Below are 19976 nucleotides of genomic sequence, written 5' to 3' on the forward strand. Positions count from 1 at the left end.
ATTATTTATTCAAGCTCAAATAATATTCAATTTGTTCTTTTTGTAAGATTCTAATAAGATTTGTACTACCTGCAACTCCTACTGGAAAACCAGCAGTAAGTGTATATACTCCGTCTTTGCTCATTAGCCCTTTTTCTATTCCAAGTTTTACTGAATTGCTTAAAAGCTTTGTTAAATTTTCATGTTTTTCTATTAATATAGTTGGTTGAACTCCCCATACTATACTCAAAAAGTTTAATGTTTTTTTAGAATGAGTTATAGCTATAATATCCATTTTTGGTCGATATCTTGCAGTTTTAATAGCTGATGCGCCACTACTTGTAAGTGTAAAAATAGCATCTGCATTTAAATTTGTTGCAAGTTGTGTGCTTGATTTGGTTATTATGTCTGTTTCGCTGAAGCATTTAAAATTTTCAAATTTATTATAAGGATAATTTTTTTCAGCTTCTATAATAGTTTGGGTCATTATATCTACAGCATTAGCTGGATCAATCCCTACAGCACTTTCCTCGCTAAGCATTACTGCGTCTGTTCCATCTAATACCGCATTTGCAACATCTGAAATTTCAGCTCTTGTAGCGGTTTTGGATTTTGCTAAAGAAAAAAGCATTTGTGTGGCTGTGATAACTGGCTTGTTAGCTTCATTAGCTTTTTTGATGATTAGCTTTTGTATATTTGGAACTTTATAATATGGAACCTCTATACCCAAATCCCCTCTTGCTACCATGATGCCATCACTGCAGTTTATAATCTCATCTATATTTTCCACAGCATCAAATTTTTCTATTTTTGCAAAAATAGCTATTTTAGCATTGTTTTCATCTAAAATTTTTCTTACTTCATCAATATCATGTGCATTTTGTACAAAAGATATAGCTAGAAAATCAACATCATTTTTAATACCCCAAGTTAAATCATTTTTATCTTTTTGTGTGATAATATCTATATTGATTTTTGTATTTGGGAAGTTAATTCCTTTATTAGAGCTTAGTATCCCATTATTTTCTACTTGGGTTTGAATGAAATTATTTTCAACTTGTATAACTTTTGTTTTAATAGAGCCATCACAAAGATAGATATATTCTCCGACCTTTAACATAGAAAGAATTTCAGGATGATTAATGCAAACCTTGTAATGTTCATTGGAAAGCTTTTCACCATCAAATGTATCCTTGTAAAAGTCTAATCTATCGCCATTTTTTAACTCAAATGGTTCAGGAATTTTTAATGTTCTGATTTTTGGACCGCTAATATCTTGCAAAATACCAACCCTAGCGTTTAATTCTGAGGCAATTTTTCTGATTGTTTCTAAATTTTTACTATGATATTCATGGGTTCCATGGGAAAAATTTAAACGAAATACATTTACTCCATTAATTATCATTTGTCTAATGATTGCTTCATTTTCACTAGCTGGGCCAATGGTTGCGACTATTTTTGTTTTTTTTAGCATTTTTAGTCCTTTTATAGTAATTCTTTGGTAAATAAATCCTCATTAAAACTTGCGCCCAAATACTGGCAAATAAGTTTAGCATCTTTATAACCATTTCCAAGACAGCTTGTAGCTCCAGGGCTAGGGGTCATATTAAATACAATTCCTGGTATTTCGGTTATGCTAGCTTCTCCAAGCATTAGTTCTCCTGATTTTTTATCAAGAACTTGCGGTCTTACTCCACCAAAATTTTTAGCATAGTAAATATCATTTGTTGTTAAACTAGGAACAATTTTTTTTGCATCTTTTACAAATAATCTTTTGTTTATGTATGGAATTTCAAATAAATAATTATAAAGTATGTAATTTCTAATGGTTGGATCTTTAAAAAGATTAAAGCAAATTTTTACTACATTCATATCAAGATTAAGTGTTTTAAAAAATTCAGGTAAAGATTTAAATCCATGATATCGCTCTAGCATAGGAATAACCAAAGCTGTTGGACCAAAACGAGTATTCATATTAGCTAGCAAATCAGGATCACCATGTAGTGCCGCAAAAGGAAGTTTAGGATTTTGAACCATATATACTTTACCATTCAAAATTTTTTCCTTAGCCATATAAAAGCTTCCTGCGACAGGAAAACATGATTTGTCTAGTCCTATTCCCATTTTATGTGCTAAAAATAGCGAATGGGCTCCAGCATTAACTATAATAGATTTTGCACTATATTCTTTAAAATCTCTCGTTTTTATATAAAAAATACCATCTCTTTTTTCTATAAATATTACTTCTTGGTTATATGCAACATAAGTATTTTTTCCTTGTAAACAAGCTTGTTCTATTAAATTTTGACTCATTAAACCAAAATCTACCGTAGTGAAGATTTCCCCTTCTTCTACACCCATAGCCACAATTTCATCTGTTCTATCTGCTGTTTTATTTTCGTTTAGTACTACATTAGGCTCAATTTTTTTTATATCTTTTTTTGTAAAGAATTTGATGTAAGGATATAATTGTTTAAATTCTTCATACCTATTTTTCATATATTCACACTCATTATTTCCAACAGCAAGAGCCATTTTTTGATGCGAATACATAAATTTGTTTTGAGCATTTTGTAAAAGTCCATATTTAACTATCATATCTGCTGTTTTTTTTACTTTTTTTGCTTTTTCTAAGGTGTAGTTTGTTTCTATATCACCACAATGGATAGTTTGAGAATTACTTGTGCTATGACTATTAAGTGTTGCAGCACTACTATATTTTTCCAAAAGAGCTATGTTTTTAATATTTGTATATCTAGCAAGTTCATAAAAAACAGCAGCACCAGATATGCCACCACCAATTACTATAGTATCAAAATGTTTTTGATCCATTATTTTTATTCCTTTTTGCAAAGTATTTAGTTTGTTTAATAATATCAAAATATAATTGCTCTATGTTTAAATAAAGCTTATAATGTGATTAAAGTAGAAAAGGAAAATAATTAAAGTTTAAAATTTTCACAAACAGCTTTTTTCATACCTCTAAAAATCAAAAATTTATCGTAGATTGCATAATCAAAAAAATTAGCAAGAAATTGTCCATCTCCACCTGTAAAATATAATTTTTTATTATAGGCACTATCTTTTATAAGCAAATAAATACTTTTAAATACTCCATAACTTAAAGCGTCTGCTGTTTTTTGTGGAAAAGCATCAAAGCTGATTTGTGTGTTAAATTCACATTTTAATCGAGATGAGATGTTTATAAATGATTTTTTATAGTTTTCAATTCCTGGTAATATAAACCCACCTAGATGAATAGAATTTGATACTATATCTACAGTGATAGCCGATCCTGCATCTACAACTACTCCATCTTCTATAGTATAGCAAGCTGCAATCCTATCAATACCTAAATTTTTATAAATTGTATCAAAATTAAAATAAGGAGCTAGATTTATATATAAAGAATTTTGTCTTAGTTTTTCTTCTAGATTAGGATTGACATTTATATAATATACTTTTTCTGTTGGTTCATATTGTAAAAAATGTTCAATATTCATAGATTGAAATTTTTGATCATTCAAGAAGCTTGCTGTAGTATTACCAATATCACATAATAACATAAACACTTCCTTATTGATCAAAAATGCTTTTAATTAAATTCTAACATTTTATTTTGATAGAAAAATTTACCATTAGCCATAAAGCTTTTTTTATCTACAGCATCATTTAATTTATAAACAATAAAATTTTTCAAATCTGTATTTATTTTTATTAAATAACCTGTTTTTTCAAATACATATAAAGAGTTGTTATATAAAGTGCTTTTTGAAAATAAAGCAAATTGGAATTTTATCTCATCTATTTTTCTAAGATTATAATCATTTTTAATAATTCTACCATCTTTTGTTAGTATAAAAATTTCATTGTCGTTGGCATTAACTTCTTTAATGTTTTCATTAAGATACAATGTTCTATTTGGTGTTACGACAATTACTTTTTCAGCTGTTGATGCTATCATTGTATCATTTTTGATATGAAGGTAGATTATATTATTAAAAAACTCTTCGCTGCTTACTATAATCTCTCTACTTATTTTTAATGTACTTTTATTTACTATGGCTAATTTTCCATTAAGCATAGGATATATAATAATAGTATTTAAAAAATATGGGCTAGCGTAGCGACTATCTTGAGCATAAGCCGTTCCTAGGTTTTGTAAAAGCTTGATTCCTAGATTTTTATTGGCATAAACTAAAGTATTGCTGGCTAAGACTAAGGCTATATCATCACCATCTAAACTAGCACTAATCACACTTTCATTAAATTTATAAGAATATAACTCCTCACCTTTGAGATTAATGATTTTAAAATTTCCATTATCGTCAGCAATTAAAATTTCATCTTGATAGGTATTAATTATATTGTAGTTTTTATCTAATTTGAATTTAACAATGTCTCCAAGATTGTTTATAAAAGCATTATTGTCTAGTTGAGCTACATTATTGTTAAAATTAACAATTTTACCGCTAATATTCTTTGGTGTATTTGAAAGTGAATTTACTTGAGATGGTTGATAATACTCTCTTTTTGTGCCACACGCATTAAATATAAATAATATTACAGCAAATAACAAAAAATGTCTCATTTGATTCCTTGGTAATGTTTTAAACTTGTGATAATTTGCCACAAAGGAGAATTTATAGGAATTTTATTAAATTCAATATCTGCATTTTTAAAATCATTGTTTTTTAAAAAATCAAAACCTTTTAATAAGGTATTATAGTCTTTTAAAAAGTCTGATTTTTGATTATTTTGTGCTAAGATAATTTGCTTTAACAAAGGATCTATGTTGAGATTTGCAGTTCCGTTTAAATCATAACCCGTATGGTTCATTATAAAAATTGCATATAAATTAGCATTGCTTTGCTTTAAGTCTTCAAGTAGTTTATTATCATTGGGGTTTTTTAATAAATTTATAAAAATTTCATTACTTGCTTTTATATTTTTTTCTTGATTGATTGTGTAGATATAATTACCACCAAAATAAGCCACTAAAAGCACCATTATGGCTATAATGTAATATTTGTATTTTTTTATAAAGCGTTCTGATTTTATAAAACTTTCTATCATTTGTTCTTGAGAATTTAATTCTTGCTGTGCAGCTTTTAAATTTTCTTTTAATGCCATAAATTTCCTTTATATAATTAAATAAAAATCATTTAATTTTTATAAAGGCATAATTGTATCATATAATAATAAAAAAATAAATTATTTTATGTTATAATTTTTTTAATAATAAAATTAAAATATTTTTAAATTCAAAAAAGGTGTGTAATGCAAATTGATGATAAATTACTTACTAAACTTGAGAAATTAAGTGCTTTGAAAATAGCTGATGAAAAAAGAAAAGAACTAGAAGAGCAATTAAGTCAAATTGTTAATTTTGTTGAAAAATTAGATGAGCTTAAACTTGATAGTATTGAAGCTATGACAAGTACTACAAATGGCGGTACTCCTTTTAGAAACGATGAAGTTAAAAAATCTGAAGTGATTGATATGGTTAGCAAATATGCTCCAAATTCACAAGATGGTTTTTTTATTGTTCCTAAAATTATAGAGTGATAAATAACATATTTTGGAGTATAAAATAAATGGAAAATTTTTCTTGGTTTGATGTTTTTGTTATAGGATTGACTTTAGTTTTGGGTTTAAAAGGTTTGGTTAGTGGATTATTTAAAGAAATTTTCGGACTTATAGGTATAGTTGGAGGTGTTTTATTTGCCTCAAGATATGCTAAAGAGATATCTGAAATTATCAATAATAATTTTTATCAAATTCAAAATGAAAATCTTGCCATTTTTGCAGGATTTTTAGTTTTGTTGATTATTATTTGGATTGTGTGTATGGTTTTAGGAAATGTATTATCAAAAATGTTTAGTATGAGTGGTCTTGGTTTTATAGATCGCATAGGTGGATTTTTATTTGGTAGTGCTAAAATATTTTTAGTTTTTGCTATTTTAGTAGCTTGTGTAAATAATATTGATTTTTTAAATTCAAGTCTAAAAAAATATGCGGAAAATAGTTTTACTTTAGAAATACTTAGAAAAACTGGTGAGTATATAATGAATACTGACTTTACTCAAAATAGTATAGATAAAATTCAAGGACAAATCAATGATGCTAATTTGAGTTTAAATTCGGAGGAAAATTATGCAAATTGAAAATATAGAGTATGATGTTTTGCTTGAGCGTTTTAAAAAAACATTAAAAGATAATGGTTTAAAATATACAAAACAAAGAGAAATTCTCTTGAAAACTTTATATAATAGTGATGAGCATTATACTCCAGAAAGTTTATATGTAGAGATCAAGCAAAAAAATCCTGATTTAAATGTAGGTATAGCCACGGTTTATAGAACTTTAAATTTATTAGAAGATTCTGGTATGGCTACTTCTATATCTTTTGGTGCTTCTGGAAAAAAATTTGAACTTGCAAACAAACCACATCATGATCATCTAATTTGTAAAAGCTGTGGAGAAATTGTAGAATTTGAAAATTCTATTATTGAACAGCAGCAAATGTTAATAGCAAAAGAATATAATTTTAAATTAACAGGACATTTAATGCAGCTTTATGGTCTATGTCCAAAATGTAGTAAAAATAAAGGTAATATTAATGTTTGATAATATTTTAGAGCAGCAAAAAATTCAAAAAGCACAAGAATTAAAAGAATTAGGGATTAATCCATACCCTCATTTTTTAAAAAAAGAAATGAGTATAGCTGAATATAAAGAGAAATTTGCTTACATTAAAGATAATCAAAACCAAAGAGATGAAAGTGTATATGGGGTTTTGGCAGGAAGATTAAAGCTTCTTAGATTAGCTGGTAAATCAGTGTTTGCTAATATAGAAGATGAGCAAGATAATTTACAAATTTATTTTAATCAAAATATTTTAGGAGAGCAATATTTTACTATTTTAAAAAAATATCTTGAAGTAGGAGATATTGTTTTAGTAAAAGGTTTTCCGTTTATGACTAAAACAGGAGAATTTAGCCTTCATGTAGAACAAATTCAAATAGCAACAAAATCTATAATTCCTTTACCAGAAAAATATCACGGACTAACCGATATTGAGCAAAGATATAGAAAAAGATACCTTGATATGATTATGAATAGTGAAGTAAGAAAAGACTTTATTGTACGCTCTAAAATCGTTTCTTATATACGCTCTTTTTTTGATAATAAGGGATTTTTGGAAGTTGAAACCCCTATGATGCATCCTATTGCAGGTGGAGCAAATGCGAAACCTTTTGTAACCTATCACAATGCTTTAGGTGTAGAAAGATTTTTAAGAATTGCCCCGGAGTTGTATTTAAAGCGTTTGATTGTAGGTGGATTTGAAGCAGTTTATGAGATTAATAGGTGTTTTAGAAATGAAGGGATGGATTTAACGCATAATCCCGAATTTACAACAATTGAATTTTATTGGGCCTACCATAATTATTATGATCTAATGGATTTAACAGAAGAGCTTTTTGCAATGCTCTTGGATAAGCTAAATTTAGATAAAAAACTTGAATTTGATGAAAAAATCATTGACTTTTCTAAACCATTTGAAAGAATTAGCTATAAAGATGCTTTGAAAAAATATGGTGGTTTAGATGATGAGCTTATTAATAACAAAGAGTTGATTTTAAAAAAATTAAAAAAAGATGGTTTTGAAGCTAATGAAAAATTAGAATTAGGTCATTTGCAAGCTGAACTTTTTGATAATTATGTAGAGGATAAACTTATAAATCCTACTTTCGTAATAGATTTTCCTATTTCTATAAGTCCTTTATCTAGAAGAAGTGATAAGGATGCAAGTATTGCTGAAAGATTTGAATTATTCATTGCAGGTAGAGAAATAGCAAATGGTTTTAATGAGTTAAATGATCCACTTGATCAGTATGAGAGATTTTTAAAACAAATTGAAGCAAAAAATGCAGGTGATGAAGAGGCTTGCGAAATGGATGAAGATTTTGTCAATGCATTAGGTTATGCTATGGCACCAACTGCAGGTCAAGGTATAGGAATAGATAGATTAGTAATGCTTTTAATTAATAAAAAATCAATTCGTGATGTAGTGCTTTTTCCAGCAATGAGACCGCTAAAAAATGAGACAAAAGGAGAGTAGATGCTAGAAAATTTTGATAAAGAGATTTTTGATTTAACTCAAAAAGAGTTAGCAAGACAATGTGATGGTCTTGAAATGATTGCAAGTGAAAACTTTACTATTCCAGAGGTTATGGAAGTAATGGGAAGTATTTTAACAAATAAATATGCAGAAGGCTATCCTGGCAAAAGATATTATGGTGGGTGTGAATTTGTAGATGAGATTGAGACAATTGCTATAGAAAGATGCAAAAAACTTTTTAATTGCAATTTTGCAAATGTGCAGCCAAATTCGGGATCTCAAGCCAATCAAGGTGTGTATATGGCTTTGTTAAATCCAGGCGATAAAATCTTAGGTATGGATTTAAGCCATGGAGGACACTTAACCCATGGAGCTAAAGTAAGTTCTTCTGGAAAAGTTTATGAAAGTTTTTTTTATGGAGTGGAGCTTGATGGAAGAATTAATTATGACAAGGTTAGAGAGATTGCAAAAGAAGTTAAACCAAAGCTTATTGTTTGTGGTGCAAGTGCATATCCTAGAGTGATTGATTTTGCTAAATTTAGAGAGATTGCAGATGAAGTTGGTGCTTATTTATTTGCTGATATTGCACATATTGCAGGTTTGGTTGTAGCAGGGGAACACCCTAGTCCTTTCCCTTATGCTCATGTAGTAAGCTCGACTACACATAAAACTTTAAGAGGGCCAAGAGGTGGAATTATCATGTGTAATGATGAAGAAATTGCTAAAAAAATTAATTCAGCAATTTTTCCTGGAATTCAAGGCGGTCCTTTAATGCATGTAATTGCTGCGAAAGCTGTTGGTTTTAAATATAATTTGAGCGAAGAATGGAAAAAATATGCTAAACAAATCATTAAAAATACTGCTATTTTAGCAAAAGTGTTAATAGATAGAAATTATGATTTAGTAAGTGGTGGTACTGATAATCATTTGATTTTGTTGAGTTTTTTAAATAAAGAATTTAGCGGTAAAGATGCGGATTTAGCTTTAGAAAGAGCAGGTATTACAGCAAACAAAAATACCGTTCCAGGTGAAACAAGAAGTCCATTTGTAACAAGTGGTTTGAGACTTGGAACTGCAGCTTTAACGGCAAGAGGTTTTAAAGAAGAACAAATAAGTATTGTTGCAAATTATATTGCAGATATTTTAGATGAAATACAAAATATAAAATTACAAGAAGAAATTAAGGTTAAGCTGAAGGATTTAGCAAGTAATTTTATTATTTATGAAAGGGCTTTGTTTTGATTACAACAATGGATTTAGCTTTAATTAAAATGGTAACAAGCCATTATTATATTAAGCGCGATACTATAGTTAATAAATATGAATATAAAGGTAGAGTTTTTTTTGATAAATTCGAAAAAATAAATGCTCCATTAACTGCTAATATTATTCAAGAGCATATGGAAAAAAAGATTATTGTTGCACATTCTTTGATTAATAGTTTTGATAAAGTGGAAAATATCGTATTTGACTATAATGGTTTTAATGCAGAGCGTTTTTGGCATAGAGCACAACTTGTTTTAAGAGAAGAAGGATTTATTAACTTTACTGCATACAAAACTAGAACTAATAATCATTTGCATTTGTATATTCATAAAGGACATACAACTTTTAATGAGGCTTGCTCTTTGGGTTCGAAATTATCTTTATTATTTTCCCAAAAAATGCCAGTAGAGTGGAAAGTGTTTCCAAGTATGGATATACCAAGAGAATTTAATATTTTAACTTTACCTTATGAGGTGTATCAAAAAGAACGCGGTGCATCTTGGTCTAAACATATGTAAAAAGAAAGGATTAAAAATGGAAGAAAACAAAAAAAATGAATTTGATGATATTATTTTGCAAAAAAATAATAAAAGTGAAAAGCTTAAAAAAATTCTTTTAAGATCTATTATTTTAGTTATAGTATTTTTAGTTGTAATGATAGTTATGAAGCTAATTAATGACCCAAGTGAAGATAAGACATTGCAAATGCCTACTGAACCTCAAAATCAGGCAAGTTATAATGATAACTTCAATTCTTTACCTATTACTGATAGTAATAAAGAAGAAGATGAATTTGAAGCTTTAGCGAGAAAATTAAAAGAAGAAAGTGCTTTGATTGATACTAATGCTACCATAGAAGAAAAAAAAGAAATTCCAACTGCAAACAATAGTGTATTAGATCAAATTTCTACAATAGAACCAAAAGAAGAAATTGTTCAAAATGAAGCAAAACAAGAAGAAAACAAAAAAGAGGAAAAATCTTTAGATAAAGTTACTTCAAAATCTGTAGAAAAGCCTAAAACAAAAACTACTGAAGGACAAAAAAAATCAGAGCAAGCCAATGCAAATGAGTTGTTTGAAAATGTAACAACGATTAATTCACAAACTCAATTACAACCAGGTGCTTATATACAAGTATTTTCACTTAATTCTTTAGACCCTAAATCTAAAGAATTAAATATTCTTAAATCAAACGGGTATGAGTATAAAATTTATAAAACAAGTGTTAATGGTAAAGAACTTACTAAAGTTTTAGTTGGTCCATATAAAGAAAGTGAATTAAAAACAGAATTAGAAAAAGTTCGTTCTAAAATCGCAAAAGGCGCATTTACTTTTAGAATAAAATGAAATTTTTTGCTGTTATAGGTGATCCTATTGTGCATTCTAAATCACCAAGAATGCACAATAATGCTTTGCAAATTCTTCGGCAAAATGCTGTATATGTAAAATATCATTTAAAAGATAAAACAAAACTCAGAGATATTGTAAAATTATTCGATGGCGTTAATATTACAATCCCTTTTAAAGAAGAAGCTTTTAAAATTGCTGATTTTAAAGATGATAGTGTTACATGTATTGGTTCTGCAAATACTTTATTGTATAAACATAATCAAATTTATGCTTACAATACTGATTATATTGGCTTTTTAAAAGCTATAGATGATTTTTATAATGTAAAAAAAGTTTTGATTTTAGGTGCAGGTGGCACAGCTAAAGCCATAGCTTATGCCTTAAAAACAAAAAACATTCAAATATTAATTGCAAATCGTTCTAAAGCTAGGTTAGAATTATTATCTGATTATCAATGTTGTTTGTATGATGATTTAAATCCAAATGAGCATTTTGATTTGATTGTTAATACAACTAGTGCTGGATTAAATAATATGGATTTACCCTGTAGTAAAGATTTATTAAAAAATCTTTTTTTGAATGCTAGTTATGCTTTTGATGTAATTTATGGAAAACAAACTCCTTTTATGAAATTAGCAAAACAATATAATTTACAAATTAAAGATGGTTTGCAAATGCTTTTGTGGCAAGGAGTGTTTGCCTATGAGCTTTTTTTGGATTGTAAAAATACAGAAGAAATTTTTAAAGCTATGGAGTTAGCTTTAAAACTTCCTTAGTGATTAAACCAAGATTTGATTTTATCTAGCAATCCTTCTTGTTCTGTAGTAGATTCTTCCTCAGTTATACCAAAACTTTTTTCTAGCTGTAGCAATAAGTTTTTTTGTTCTTCGTTAAGATTTTTAGGAAATTTAATATCAATTTGAACTATATGTGAGCCAAGTTTTCCATTGTGTATGTTTTTGACACCCTCATTAGGTAATTCAAATTTTTGCTTATCTTTTGCTCCTACTGGAAGTTTGAGATTAGTTTCGCCTCTAATGGTAGATATTTTAATGGTTTTTCCAAGTGCAGCTTGAGTGAAAAATACTGGCACTATAGTATAAATATCATCTTCATGTCTAATAAATTTATCATCATCTTCTACTATTATTTTAATATACAAATCACCTCTTTGAGAATAATTTGGAAGTTCATTGGCTTTGTTTTGTACTCTAAGGCTCATACCACTATCTACACCTTCTGGTATATCAAGTTCGACACTATCTTTAATTTCTTCATAACCATTGCCATTGCATGTTTTACACTTATCTTTTATAATTTGACCACTACCTTTACAATGATCACAAGTTTGTACAAAGGTCATAAAGCCTTGTCTAACACCAACTTGACCTTTCCCATCACAATGAGGACAACTATCTAATTTTTCATTTTCTGAGCCACTTCCTTTGCAGGATTTGCAAAAGCTTTTGTAGGTAAAATCAATTTTTTTCTTGCAGCCAAATACAGCTTCTTTAAAACTAATTTTTGTTGCTATTTTTAAATCATGAGGATATTTATTTCCTTTTTCTTTTTTACGAGTTGAACCCCCAAAACCAAATCCTTCTCCAAAAAAACTTGAAAATATATCACCAAGATCAACATCACCAAATCCCCCAAATCCCCCGCTTTGTCCTTTTAAACCTTCTTTTCCATATCTATCATAAATACTTCTTTTTTCATCATTACCAAGAACTTCATAAGCTTCATTTATAAGTTTAAATTTTTCTTCTGCTTCTTTATCGCCTTGATTTCTATCTGGATGATATTTTAAAGCCATTTTTCTATATGCTTTTTTTATTGTATCTTTGTCTGAATTTTGAGAAATTTCTAATATTTCATAGTAATTTAATTCCACTTTTTTCCTCTCTTAATATTTTTAATAATGCAATTTTAGCAAAAAAATAAATGAGAATAATTAAATTATGTGTTATAATACAATCTTTTGATATATTTAATTTTATAGAAAAGGGGTAAAGATGATTAATGTATTAATGATTGAAGATGATCCAGATTTTGCAGAATTTTTAGCAGAGTATTTAGCCCAATTTAATATTAAAGTTACCAATTATGAAGATCCTTATTTAGGAATGAGTGCTGGTATTAAGAATTATGATTGTTTAATTCTTGATTTAACTTTACCAGGTCTTGATGGTTTGGAAGTATGTCGTGAAATAAGAGAAAAATACAGCATACCTATTATTATTTCTTCGGCAAGAAGTGATTTGAGTGATAAAATTGTAGGACTTCAAATTGGAGCTGATGATTATTTACCAAAACCTTATGATCCTAAAGAAATGCACGCAAGAATTATGAGCCTAATTCGTCGTTCAAAGCGTGTTAATGAAACTCCAGAAAAAATTATCAATTCAGCTTTTAAAATTGATGAAAAAAGACATGAGATAAGTTATAATGATGAAGTTTTAGTATTAACACCTGCAGAATATGAAATTTTAAGCTATATGATAAGACAACATGGTTTTTCAGTAAGTAGAGAGCAACTTGTGTATCATTGTAAAAGCTTAAAAGATAAAGACTCTAAGAGTTTAGATGTAATTATAGGCAGACTTAGAACTAAAATTGGTGATAGTTCAAAAGCACCAAAACATATTTTTTCAGTTAGAGGAATAGGCTATAAATTAATAGGATGAAAGTAACTATCAACCTTAAAATTACTATTCTTTTTGTAACGACATTTTTATTTGTTTGTGCTTTGTTTGTTTTACTTGGAAAAGTTCAAATTGATTCGCACTTAACCAATGAACAAAATAGACAAAAAGAGCTTATTGAGAAAATTATTTATAATCTAGAGAAGAAAGAGGATTTTTCTATACACGATTATCTTCTTTCTCAATCATTTATAATGGTTGAAAATGAGCAAAATAAAAAATATATCACCACAAAGGGTGAAAAAGTTTTTAGTGTTAATTCTATATATGGTAGTTTTTCTTCTATTATCTATCATAATCAAATCTTTTTTTATGTCGAACAAGCAGATGTTAAACAATTATATGAATTGAATGCATCGGCTAGATTAGAGTATTTATTTTTACTTAGTTTCTTTTTTAGCTTGATTTTGATTTTATTTTTGTATTTTTCTGTACTCCGCTCTTTAGTTCCGCTAAAAATTTTAAAGAAAAAAATTAAAAATATTAGTATTGGTAAAATTGAACCTTTATCTGAGTATTCGCAAATTAATGACGAAATTTCAGAAATTTCTTTTGAATTTGATTATGCTATAAATAAAATTCAAGAGCTTATAAAATCTAGACAATTTTTTTTAAGAATGATAATGCATGAACTTAAAACTCCTATAGGTAAAGGGAGAATTGTATGTGAAATGCTTGATGATAAAAAACAAAAAGAGCGTTTGGTGTCTATTTTTGAAAGATTAGAATTGTTGATTGATGAATTTGGAAAAATAGAGAAAGTATTATCAAGAAATTGCCAACTTAATTTGCAAACTTATCATTTAAGTCTAATTTTAGAACAAGCAGAAGATTATCTAATGAGTGATGATTTTTATCAAAAAGTTAAAATAACTTATGAAGAAGATGCTATGATAGTAGCAGATTTGGAATTATTTTCATTAATGGTTAAAAATTTAATTGATAATGCTATTAAGTATTCAGATAATAAAAGTTGTGAAATTATATGTTCTGCTGATTATATTATCGTAAAAAATATAGGCAAGCAATTTAAAAAAACTTTTGATTATTATTTAAAACCTTTTGTAAGAGAGTATAATACTCAAGTAGAAGGAATGGGATTAGGGCTTTATATTATAAATAATATATGTAATCTTCATGGATATAATTTAACTTATAGTTATGAAGATGGTTATCATACTTTTAAAATTATATTTTCAAGATTAAAATAAATTATGAAAGGGATAGAAAAATTTAATGAGCTAGTAAAGGCTTTTTCTTCTCTTCCAACTATAGGAAAAAAAACAGCATTAAGACTTGCCTATCATGTATGCGTAAAAGATCCTTTACTTGGTTCAAAACTTTCATATAATATAGAAGATGCAATTAGAAATATAAAAAAATGCACGCAATGTGGAGCATTGAGCGAAAATGAACTTTGTGAAATTTGTTCAAATGAAGATAGAAATAATTCTATAATTTGCCTAGTGCAAGATCCAAAAGATATACTTGTATTAGAAGAAAGTGGAAGTTTTGATGGTTTTTATTTTGTTCTTGATGATACAAATGAGGAGAATATTATTAAATTAAAAACTATGATTAGCAATAAAAACATAAAAGAAATATTTTTTGCTTTTACGCAAGGAATACATTCAGATGCTATTGTTTTTTTTATAGAAGAAAAACTAAAAGATTTAAATTTAAATTTTTCTCAAATAGCACAAGGTATTCCAAGTGGTGTTAGTCTTGAAAATGTTGATTTTATTTCTTTGCACAAAGCGGTTAATCATAGAACTAAGCTTGATTAATATGTTTTTTTAGTAGTAAAATCCATTCATTTTTATTTATATCATTTAAAATTTCATCAGCAAACTCACAGCCTTTAACCCTATCTTTTGAAAAGAGCAAAATACTAGCATGAGGATTTTTAATTTTATAATTTTCTAGAATAGTTTTTACAAGCTTAATATCATATTTTATAACTTCATAATCTAATAAAATTAGTTTATAATTTTTTTCTAAGCTATTTTTGAAATCATGTAGATATTGAACAGCATTGTTATGTGAAAAATATTGATTGGTGATATTTAAAAATAAATCATTCTCAAAAACACTAGATTTAAAAATTAAAACATTAAAATCTCTTTCCTTGGTAATGCAAAGATGGCTAAAATTTTCTTGTAAAAACGACAACAATGCTTTTATATCTATATGTGTAAATGTATAACATAAGATATTTCCTTTTTCTATGTTATTTTTTGATATGATTAAAGAAAAGTCATCTGGTATATCTTGTATATTATTAAAAATTTCACTATAAATATTAAATTCTAAAAGTATGTTTTGTAATAAGAAATTTTCAAGTTCATCGTTATTGATAATAGCTATTTTAAGATTATTAAAAGCGATATTATTCTCTTTTAAAAATATAAGATCTTTATATTGGGTTTGAAGTTTTTGGATAAAAGAAATATTATTTTCATTTTTTAGATATTTCAAGCTTTTAAGTATGCAGTTTATTTTATTTACTAAAATAAAATTTTGTTTTTCCTTATCTTTTAAAGAGATTTCTAAAACATCTAATTTGTTTTTTAACATTTGTTTTAAATCGCCTAAGTTACAAGATGATGAAAAATTGCAAAGGTTATTAATCTCTTCTAAAATAACTTTATTTTGTTTATTCTTTTTGTTTTTAATGATTATATAGCAAATAGTGATAATCAAAATTAAAAGGCTAATGCTGCTATACATAAAAAATAGGTATTTATCTATAGGTAAGATATAATAATAATTTAAAACACATATAAATAAAGCTAAAATAGTAACTATTAATATCATAAATTTCCCTTAATTAATTTTGCAGTTTTTACATTTGAAAGTAATTTTAATTCTTCAAAATCAGCCTTGAAAATTTTATCAAAACTACCATAATAATCTAGAAATTTTTTAATATAAGCTTGAGAAATTCCAAGTTGTATTAACTTCGAGCTTTGTAAATCTTGCTTTCTTTTTGTATTTTGATGAAAATTAATAGCAAAACGATGCGCTTCATCGCGTAATTTTTGTATAAATTGTAACTTCTTATCTTCAGGCAAAAGTTGGATTTTACCTTCTAATGTATAAAGCTTATCTTTTGCGCTTCCTTTTGCTCTATAAGCTTTTGCATCTATTTTTTCTTTAGATATAGCTAATATATCTACATTTGCACCAGAGCTTTTTATAATATCATTTGCCAGTTTTAGCAAGGTGCTACCACCATCAATCACCCATAAATCAGGTGGTGGATTTTTATCAAAAGATAAAGCTCTTTTAGTAAGAATTTCAAGCATTTGTTCATAGTCATTTTTATGTGTTAAATGGTAATGTCTATAAGAATTTTTATCAAAATTTCCATCTTTAAATACCACAAAAGCACCAACATTTGCAATTCCTTGCATATGAGAATTATCAAAAATTTCTATATGGTTAGGATAATTTTGCAGTTTAAAATACTCTTTAATTTCTTTTAAAATTAAATAGTATTCATTTTTTAAATGTTTTTGTATATTGATTTTTGCATTTTCTAAAGCTAGGTTACATAAATCCTTTTTTTCTCCTAATTTTGGTGTTTTGATATAAAATTTTTTAGAAAATCTTTCACTAAGTAAATCTTGTAAAAGTTCCATATCTTCAAAGTCTTCATATATATAAATATGATTTGAATTTAATGGTGTTTCTTTGGTAAAATTTTCTAAAATGTATTGTTTGTAAATTGCATTTTTATCAAATTCATTTTGATTTTTTAATACTAAAATTTTATGATTTGAACTAATTATTTTTCCATTATTTATAACAAAACGAACCATGGAAAGTATATTTTCTTCACAATATATTGCAAAAACATCAAAATCTTCTAATTTAGCAAGATCAATTTGGATTTTAATGCTTAAATCTTGAATTGTTTTAATCTGATCTCTAGTTTGAGCTGCTTCTTCGTAATTTTCGTTTTTAGCATATTCAAGCATTTTATTTTCTAAATTTTTCACCAAAGACAAAGGATTTAAAAGAGCGTATGTTGCTTTTTGTATGATTTCTTCATAATCTTGCTTAGAAATTTTTTTCTCACAAGGACCCTTGCAGCGTTTTATTTGGTAAAACAAGCAAAGTTCTTTACATGTTTTCTTTTGCCTTATTGGAAAAGTTAGGTATAGAGCATTTATTAGCTCTTTTGCTCCTTTAAAAAAAGGTCCAAAATATTTTATTTTACTTTTTTTTATAATTTTTCTTGTGATTTCAAATCTTGGAAATTCTTCATTTAAATCTAAATAAATATAAGGATATGTTTTATCATCTCTTAACAATATATTATATTTTGGATGGAGTTGTTTTATGAAAGAATTTTCTAAGATTAGTGCATCAGCTTCGCTGTTTGTTGTAATAAATTCTAAATGATGAGTCTCACTAATCATTTTTTGAATTCTTAAGCTATTGTTTGGATTAGGGCAAAGTTTTGGAGTAAAATTGAAATAACTCTTGATTCTATTTTTTAAATTTTTTGCCTTGCCAACATATAAAAGTTTTCCGTGAATATCAAAATATTGATAGACACCCGATGAATTTGGTAGTGTTTTAAGTTCGGCTTCTAGCATTTTTTATAATTTCTCTTAATTCTTCAAATTTGTTATATAAAAAAGGATTTTCTATATCGTTTTTAAATTTTGCCTCCGATAGTTCTATAAAATTTTTATTTTTTTTAGAAACATTTTTTTGTATTATGTAGTTTCTATCACTTAATATCCTTATATTTTTTACTTTGATAAAATTACTCATTGGTTTAGCTAAAACATAGGTTTTTATGAGACTTTTAATCATTTTTTTGGTATTATCATGATTTAGCTCAATGTATCCAATATGGTGTTTGGCTAAAATAATTAAAGTATCATTTTTAATGAAGAGTTTGCTTATCATTTGTTGATGGTTTTTGGGAAAATAACTTAAAAACTCTTTATAATAAAAAAGTGCTTTTAAAGGTTTATAATGGCTAAAATTAGAAAGTTCGTTGATAATATGATTACTTGTTTTAATTTTCATCTTTTTCATTTGCTTATTTTATCACTTTTTTTATTAATATTTTTAAATGCGTGTGGCTATAAAGATACACCTTTTTACGAGATAAAAGATAACAATGGTAGTGTTGTCGAAGTTAAGAAATTTCAATCTTTGGAGAATGAAATATGATAAAAATATTTTTATCGCTTTGTTTGGGAGTTAATTTTTTATTAGCACAAAATCATGAATTAAATTTGGCTTTTAGTGGTTTAGGTGTTGGAATTTTAATAATTTTTATATTAGGTTATTATTTCATAGCTGCAGAAGAAAAATATCATATTAATAAAACAAAACCAGCATTATTTATAGGAACTTTTTCTTTTATAATAATTGGTATATATATGGTAATAAATGATTTAGATACACAAATACTCGAAGAAAGTGTAAATCATCTTATTTTAGAAATTGCACAAATTGTATTTTTCTTAGTAGCTGCAATGACTTTTATAGAAGCTTTAATAGAAAGATCGGTATTTGAAACATTGAAATATAAATTAGTCAGCAAAGGCTATACTTATAGAAAATTATTTTGGCTTACTGGATTTTTAGCTTTTTTTATTTCTCCTATAGCAGATAATCTTACTACGGCTTTGATTTTATCAACCGTGCTTTTAACTATAGATAAGAACAATAAAGAATTTTTAATCCCTGGTGCAATTAATATAGTAGTAGCAGCAAATGCAGGTGGAGCTTGGTCCCCATTTGGAGATATAACTACATTAATGGTATGGACGGCTAAAAAAGCTACTTTTTTTGAATTTTTCGCTCTTTTTCCCGCATCTTTTATAGGTTGGTTATTTACTGCTTATTTATTATCTTGTTATGTCCCTAATGTACAGCCAAATTTTCATCAAGATAATTTAGAAAAAGTTGAAATTAAACCAGGAGGCAAGGCTTTTATTGTTTTAGGTTTTTTAACTATAGCATTGGCAGTGTTTATACATAGTATTTGTGATTTACCTGCTATGTGGGGTATGATTTTTGGCCTTTCTTTGCTTAGTTTATATATATATATATTCAATAGAAAACAAGGCAAAAAAGACTTGAATGTCTTTTATTATATGACGCGTATAGAAATGGATACTTTGTTGTTTTTCTTTGGAATTTTATCTGCTGTTGGTGCTTTGCATTTTGTTGGATGGCTTGCTTATGCTTCAGAGCTTTATACCAAATTTGGTGCCACAAGTATCAATATAGGTGTAGGATTTTTATCAGCTATTGTAGATAATGTTCCAGTTATGAGTGCAGTATTAAAAGCAAATCCTAGCATGGATGATACACAATGGCTCTTAGTAACCCTTACAGCAGGAATTGGTGGATCTTTAATCAGCTTTGGTTCTGCGGCTGGTGTAGGTGTTATGGGTAAGATGAAAGGAATTTACACTTTCAACGCACATTTAAAATACGCTTGGACAATTTTAGTAGGTTATATAGTATCTATTTTAATTTGGTATGTACAATTTCAATTATTAAAACTATAAAGG

Annotated in this window: 21 protein-coding genes; 12 read left to right on the forward strand and 9 right to left on the reverse strand. The window is 27.1% G+C overall.

Annotation, left to right across the window (positions count from 1 at the left end):
• Nucleotide 1: 1 nt before the first annotated feature.
• The 5 genes from pyk to CARM_RS02430 all read right to left on the reverse strand — a co-directional run bounded on the left by pyk (nt 2) and on the right by CARM_RS02430 (nt 5112).
• Nucleotides 2–1453 carry a pyruvate kinase gene (pyk, locus tag CARM_RS02410; RefSeq protein ID WP_139426672.1) on the reverse strand — a complete coding sequence of 484 codons (1452 nt, stop codon included), beginning with the start codon at nt 1451–1453 and terminating at the stop codon, nt 2–4.
• 11 nt (nt 1454–1464) lie between these two features.
• Complete coding sequence (locus CARM_RS02415; protein ID WP_139426674.1) at nt 1465–2811, reverse strand: FAD-dependent oxidoreductase; 1347 nt, start codon at nt 2809–2811, stop codon at nt 1465–1467.
• 110 nt (nt 2812–2921) lie between these two features.
• Nucleotides 2922–3545 carry a type III pantothenate kinase gene (locus CARM_RS02420; protein ID WP_139426676.1) on the reverse strand — a complete coding sequence of 208 codons (624 nt, stop codon included), beginning with the start codon at nt 3543–3545 and terminating at the stop codon, nt 2922–2924.
• A 29-nt stretch (nt 3546–3574) separates the two neighbouring features.
• A complete protein-coding gene (locus CARM_RS02425; RefSeq protein ID WP_139426678.1) occupies nt 3575–4570 on the reverse strand; it encodes a hypothetical protein in 996 nt (331 codons plus the stop codon).
• The gene (locus CARM_RS02430; RefSeq protein ID WP_139426680.1) at nt 4567–5112 is read right to left on the reverse strand and encodes a hypothetical protein; all 546 of its coding nucleotides are present in this window, start codon (nt 5110–5112) and stop codon (nt 4567–4569) included. Before CARM_RS02430 ends, CARM_RS02425 begins: the two co-directional genes overlap by 4 nt.
• 147 nt (nt 5113–5259) lie before the next feature.
• On the opposite strand from CARM_RS02430, the gene gatC reads away from it, so the two are divergent.
• Genes gatC through CARM_RS02470 form a run of 8 tightly spaced genes read left to right on the forward strand, consistent with a single transcriptional unit; the run spans nt 5260 to nt 11496 of the window.
• A complete protein-coding gene (gene gatC / locus CARM_RS02435; RefSeq protein ID WP_139426682.1) occupies nt 5260–5547 on the forward strand; it encodes an Asp-tRNA(Asn)/Glu-tRNA(Gln) amidotransferase subunit GatC in 288 nt (95 codons plus the stop codon).
• Between the two features lie 29 nt (nt 5548–5576).
• Nucleotides 5577–6146 (forward strand): CvpA family protein, encoded by a 570-nt coding sequence (locus CARM_RS02440; protein WP_139426684.1) that lies wholly within the window; start codon nt 5577–5579, stop codon nt 6144–6146.
• Nucleotides 6136–6609 carry a Fur family transcriptional regulator gene (locus CARM_RS02445; protein WP_139426686.1) on the forward strand — a complete coding sequence of 158 codons (474 nt, stop codon included), beginning with the start codon at nt 6136–6138 and terminating at the stop codon, nt 6607–6609. The genes CARM_RS02440 and CARM_RS02445 overlap by 11 nt, the downstream gene beginning before the upstream one ends.
• A complete protein-coding gene (gene lysS / locus CARM_RS02450; protein WP_139426688.1) occupies nt 6602–8104 on the forward strand; it encodes a lysine--tRNA ligase in 1503 nt (500 codons plus the stop codon). The genes CARM_RS02445 and lysS overlap by 8 nt, the downstream gene beginning before the upstream one ends.
• Nucleotides 8105–9346 carry a serine hydroxymethyltransferase gene (locus CARM_RS02455; RefSeq protein WP_139426690.1) on the forward strand — a complete coding sequence of 414 codons (1242 nt, stop codon included), beginning with the start codon at nt 8105–8107 and terminating at the stop codon, nt 9344–9346. It abuts the gene before it with no gap.
• Nucleotides 9343–9888: a DUF1882 domain-containing protein gene (locus tag CARM_RS02460; protein WP_139426692.1), complete on the forward strand. Its 546-nt coding sequence runs from the start codon at nt 9343–9345 to the stop codon at nt 9886–9888. The genes CARM_RS02455 and CARM_RS02460 overlap by 4 nt, the downstream gene beginning before the upstream one ends.
• A 16-nt stretch (nt 9889–9904) precedes the next feature.
• Entirely contained in the window at nt 9905–10717 is an 813-nt protein-coding gene (locus CARM_RS02465) for an SPOR domain-containing protein (RefSeq protein ID WP_161593812.1), read from the forward strand.
• A complete protein-coding gene (locus tag CARM_RS02470; protein WP_139426696.1) occupies nt 10714–11496 on the forward strand; it encodes a shikimate dehydrogenase in 783 nt (260 codons plus the stop codon). The genes CARM_RS02465 and CARM_RS02470 overlap by 4 nt, the downstream gene beginning before the upstream one ends.
• On the opposite strand, the gene dnaJ is transcribed toward CARM_RS02470, so the two are convergent.
• Entirely contained in the window at nt 11493–12614 is a 1122-nt protein-coding gene (dnaJ, locus tag CARM_RS02475; RefSeq protein ID WP_139426698.1) for a molecular chaperone DnaJ, read from the reverse strand. The genes CARM_RS02470 and dnaJ overlap by 4 nt on opposite strands.
• A 121-nt stretch (nt 12615–12735) precedes the next feature.
• Here dnaJ and CARM_RS02480 point away from each other — a divergent pair, with 121 nt between their 5' ends.
• From CARM_RS02480 to recR, 3 genes are read left to right on the forward strand one after another with little or no spacing between them, the layout of a single operon-like run.
• Nucleotides 12736–13407 (forward strand): response regulator transcription factor, encoded by a 672-nt coding sequence (locus CARM_RS02480; RefSeq protein WP_039617824.1) that lies wholly within the window; start codon nt 12736–12738, stop codon nt 13405–13407.
• Nucleotides 13404–14636, forward strand: coding sequence for an ArsS family sensor histidine kinase (locus tag CARM_RS02485; protein WP_139426700.1), 1233 nt, complete (start codon nt 13404–13406; stop codon nt 14634–14636). The genes CARM_RS02480 and CARM_RS02485 overlap by 4 nt, the downstream gene beginning before the upstream one ends.
• Nucleotides 14637–15212, forward strand: a complete 576-nt coding sequence (gene recR / locus CARM_RS02490; protein WP_236103558.1) for a recombination mediator RecR — start codon at nt 14637–14639, stop codon at nt 15210–15212. It abuts the gene before it with no gap.
• On the opposite strand, the gene CARM_RS02495 is transcribed toward recR, so the two are convergent.
• Genes CARM_RS02495 through CARM_RS02505 form a run of 3 tightly spaced genes read right to left on the reverse strand, consistent with a single transcriptional unit; the run spans nt 15199 to nt 18483 of the window.
• The gene (locus CARM_RS02495; RefSeq protein ID WP_139426704.1) at nt 15199–16242 is read right to left on the reverse strand and encodes a hypothetical protein; all 1044 of its coding nucleotides are present in this window, start codon (nt 16240–16242) and stop codon (nt 15199–15201) included. The two genes, recR and CARM_RS02495, sit on opposite strands and share 14 nt — an antisense overlap.
• Nucleotides 16239–18032, reverse strand: coding sequence for an excinuclease ABC subunit UvrC (uvrC, locus tag CARM_RS02500; protein ID WP_139426706.1), 1794 nt, complete (start codon nt 18030–18032; stop codon nt 16239–16241). Before uvrC ends, CARM_RS02495 begins: the two co-directional genes overlap by 4 nt.
• A complete protein-coding gene (locus CARM_RS02505) occupies nt 18013–18483 on the reverse strand; it encodes a hypothetical protein (protein ID WP_167507488.1) in 471 nt (156 codons plus the stop codon). The genes uvrC and CARM_RS02505 overlap by 20 nt, the downstream gene beginning before the upstream one ends.
• A 134-nt stretch (nt 18484–18617) precedes the next feature.
• On the opposite strand from CARM_RS02505, the gene nhaD reads away from it, so the two are divergent.
• Nucleotides 18618–19973 (forward strand): sodium:proton antiporter NhaD, encoded by a 1356-nt coding sequence (nhaD, locus tag CARM_RS02510; protein WP_139426710.1) that lies wholly within the window; start codon nt 18618–18620, stop codon nt 19971–19973.
• Nucleotides 19974–19976 lie beyond the last annotated feature (3 nt).

It is taken from the genome of Campylobacter armoricus, from assembly GCF_013372105.1.
In the GTDB taxonomy this organism is placed as follows: domain Bacteria; phylum Campylobacterota; class Campylobacteria; order Campylobacterales; family Campylobacteraceae; genus Campylobacter_D; species Campylobacter_D armoricus.

What these genes read in the sequence shown, in the direction of transcription:
- CARM_RS02465 (WP_161593812.1), top strand. Translation starts at nt 9,905, where the DNA reads ATGGAAGAAAACAAAAAAAATGAATTTGATGATATTATTTTGCAAAAA.
- CARM_RS02505 (WP_167507488.1), bottom strand. Translation starts at nt 18,483, where the DNA reads ATGAAAAAGATGAAAATTAAAACAAGTAATCATATTATCAACGAACTT.
- CARM_RS02415 (WP_139426674.1), bottom strand. Translation starts at nt 2,811, where the DNA reads ATGGATCAAAAACATTTTGATACTATAGTAATTGGTGGTGGCATATCT.
- CARM_RS02455 (WP_139426690.1), top strand. Translation starts at nt 8,105, where the DNA reads ATGCTAGAAAATTTTGATAAAGAGATTTTTGATTTAACTCAAAAAGAG.
- pyk (WP_139426672.1), bottom strand. Translation starts at nt 1,453, where the DNA reads ATGCTAAAAAAAACAAAAATAGTCGCAACCATTGGCCCAGCTAGTGAA.
- nhaD (WP_139426710.1), top strand. Translation starts at nt 18,618, where the DNA reads ATGATAAAAATATTTTTATCGCTTTGTTTGGGAGTTAATTTTTTATTA.
- CARM_RS02445 (WP_139426686.1), top strand. Translation starts at nt 6,136, where the DNA reads ATGCAAATTGAAAATATAGAGTATGATGTTTTGCTTGAGCGTTTTAAA.
- uvrC (WP_139426706.1), bottom strand. Translation starts at nt 18,032, where the DNA reads ATGCTAGAAGCCGAACTTAAAACACTACCAAATTCATCGGGTGTCTAT.
- CARM_RS02480 (WP_039617824.1), top strand. Translation starts at nt 12,736, where the DNA reads ATGATTAATGTATTAATGATTGAAGATGATCCAGATTTTGCAGAATTT.
- CARM_RS02420 (WP_139426676.1), bottom strand. Translation starts at nt 3,545, where the DNA reads ATGTTATTATGTGATATTGGTAATACTACAGCAAGCTTCTTGAATGAT.
- gatC (WP_139426682.1), top strand. Translation starts at nt 5,260, where the DNA reads ATGCAAATTGATGATAAATTACTTACTAAACTTGAGAAATTAAGTGCT.
- CARM_RS02485 (WP_139426700.1), top strand. Translation starts at nt 13,404, where the DNA reads ATGAAAGTAACTATCAACCTTAAAATTACTATTCTTTTTGTAACGACA.
- CARM_RS02425 (WP_139426678.1), bottom strand. Translation starts at nt 4,570, where the DNA reads ATGAGACATTTTTTGTTATTTGCTGTAATATTATTTATATTTAATGCG.
- CARM_RS02430 (WP_139426680.1), bottom strand. Translation starts at nt 5,112, where the DNA reads ATGGCATTAAAAGAAAATTTAAAAGCTGCACAGCAAGAATTAAATTCT.
- CARM_RS02495 (WP_139426704.1), bottom strand. Translation starts at nt 16,242, where the DNA reads ATGATATTAATAGTTACTATTTTAGCTTTATTTATATGTGTTTTAAAT.
- lysS (WP_139426688.1), top strand. Translation starts at nt 6,602, where the DNA reads ATGTTTGATAATATTTTAGAGCAGCAAAAAATTCAAAAAGCACAAGAA.
- CARM_RS02440 (WP_139426684.1), top strand. Translation starts at nt 5,577, where the DNA reads ATGGAAAATTTTTCTTGGTTTGATGTTTTTGTTATAGGATTGACTTTA.
- CARM_RS02470 (WP_139426696.1), top strand. Translation starts at nt 10,714, where the DNA reads ATGAAATTTTTTGCTGTTATAGGTGATCCTATTGTGCATTCTAAATCA.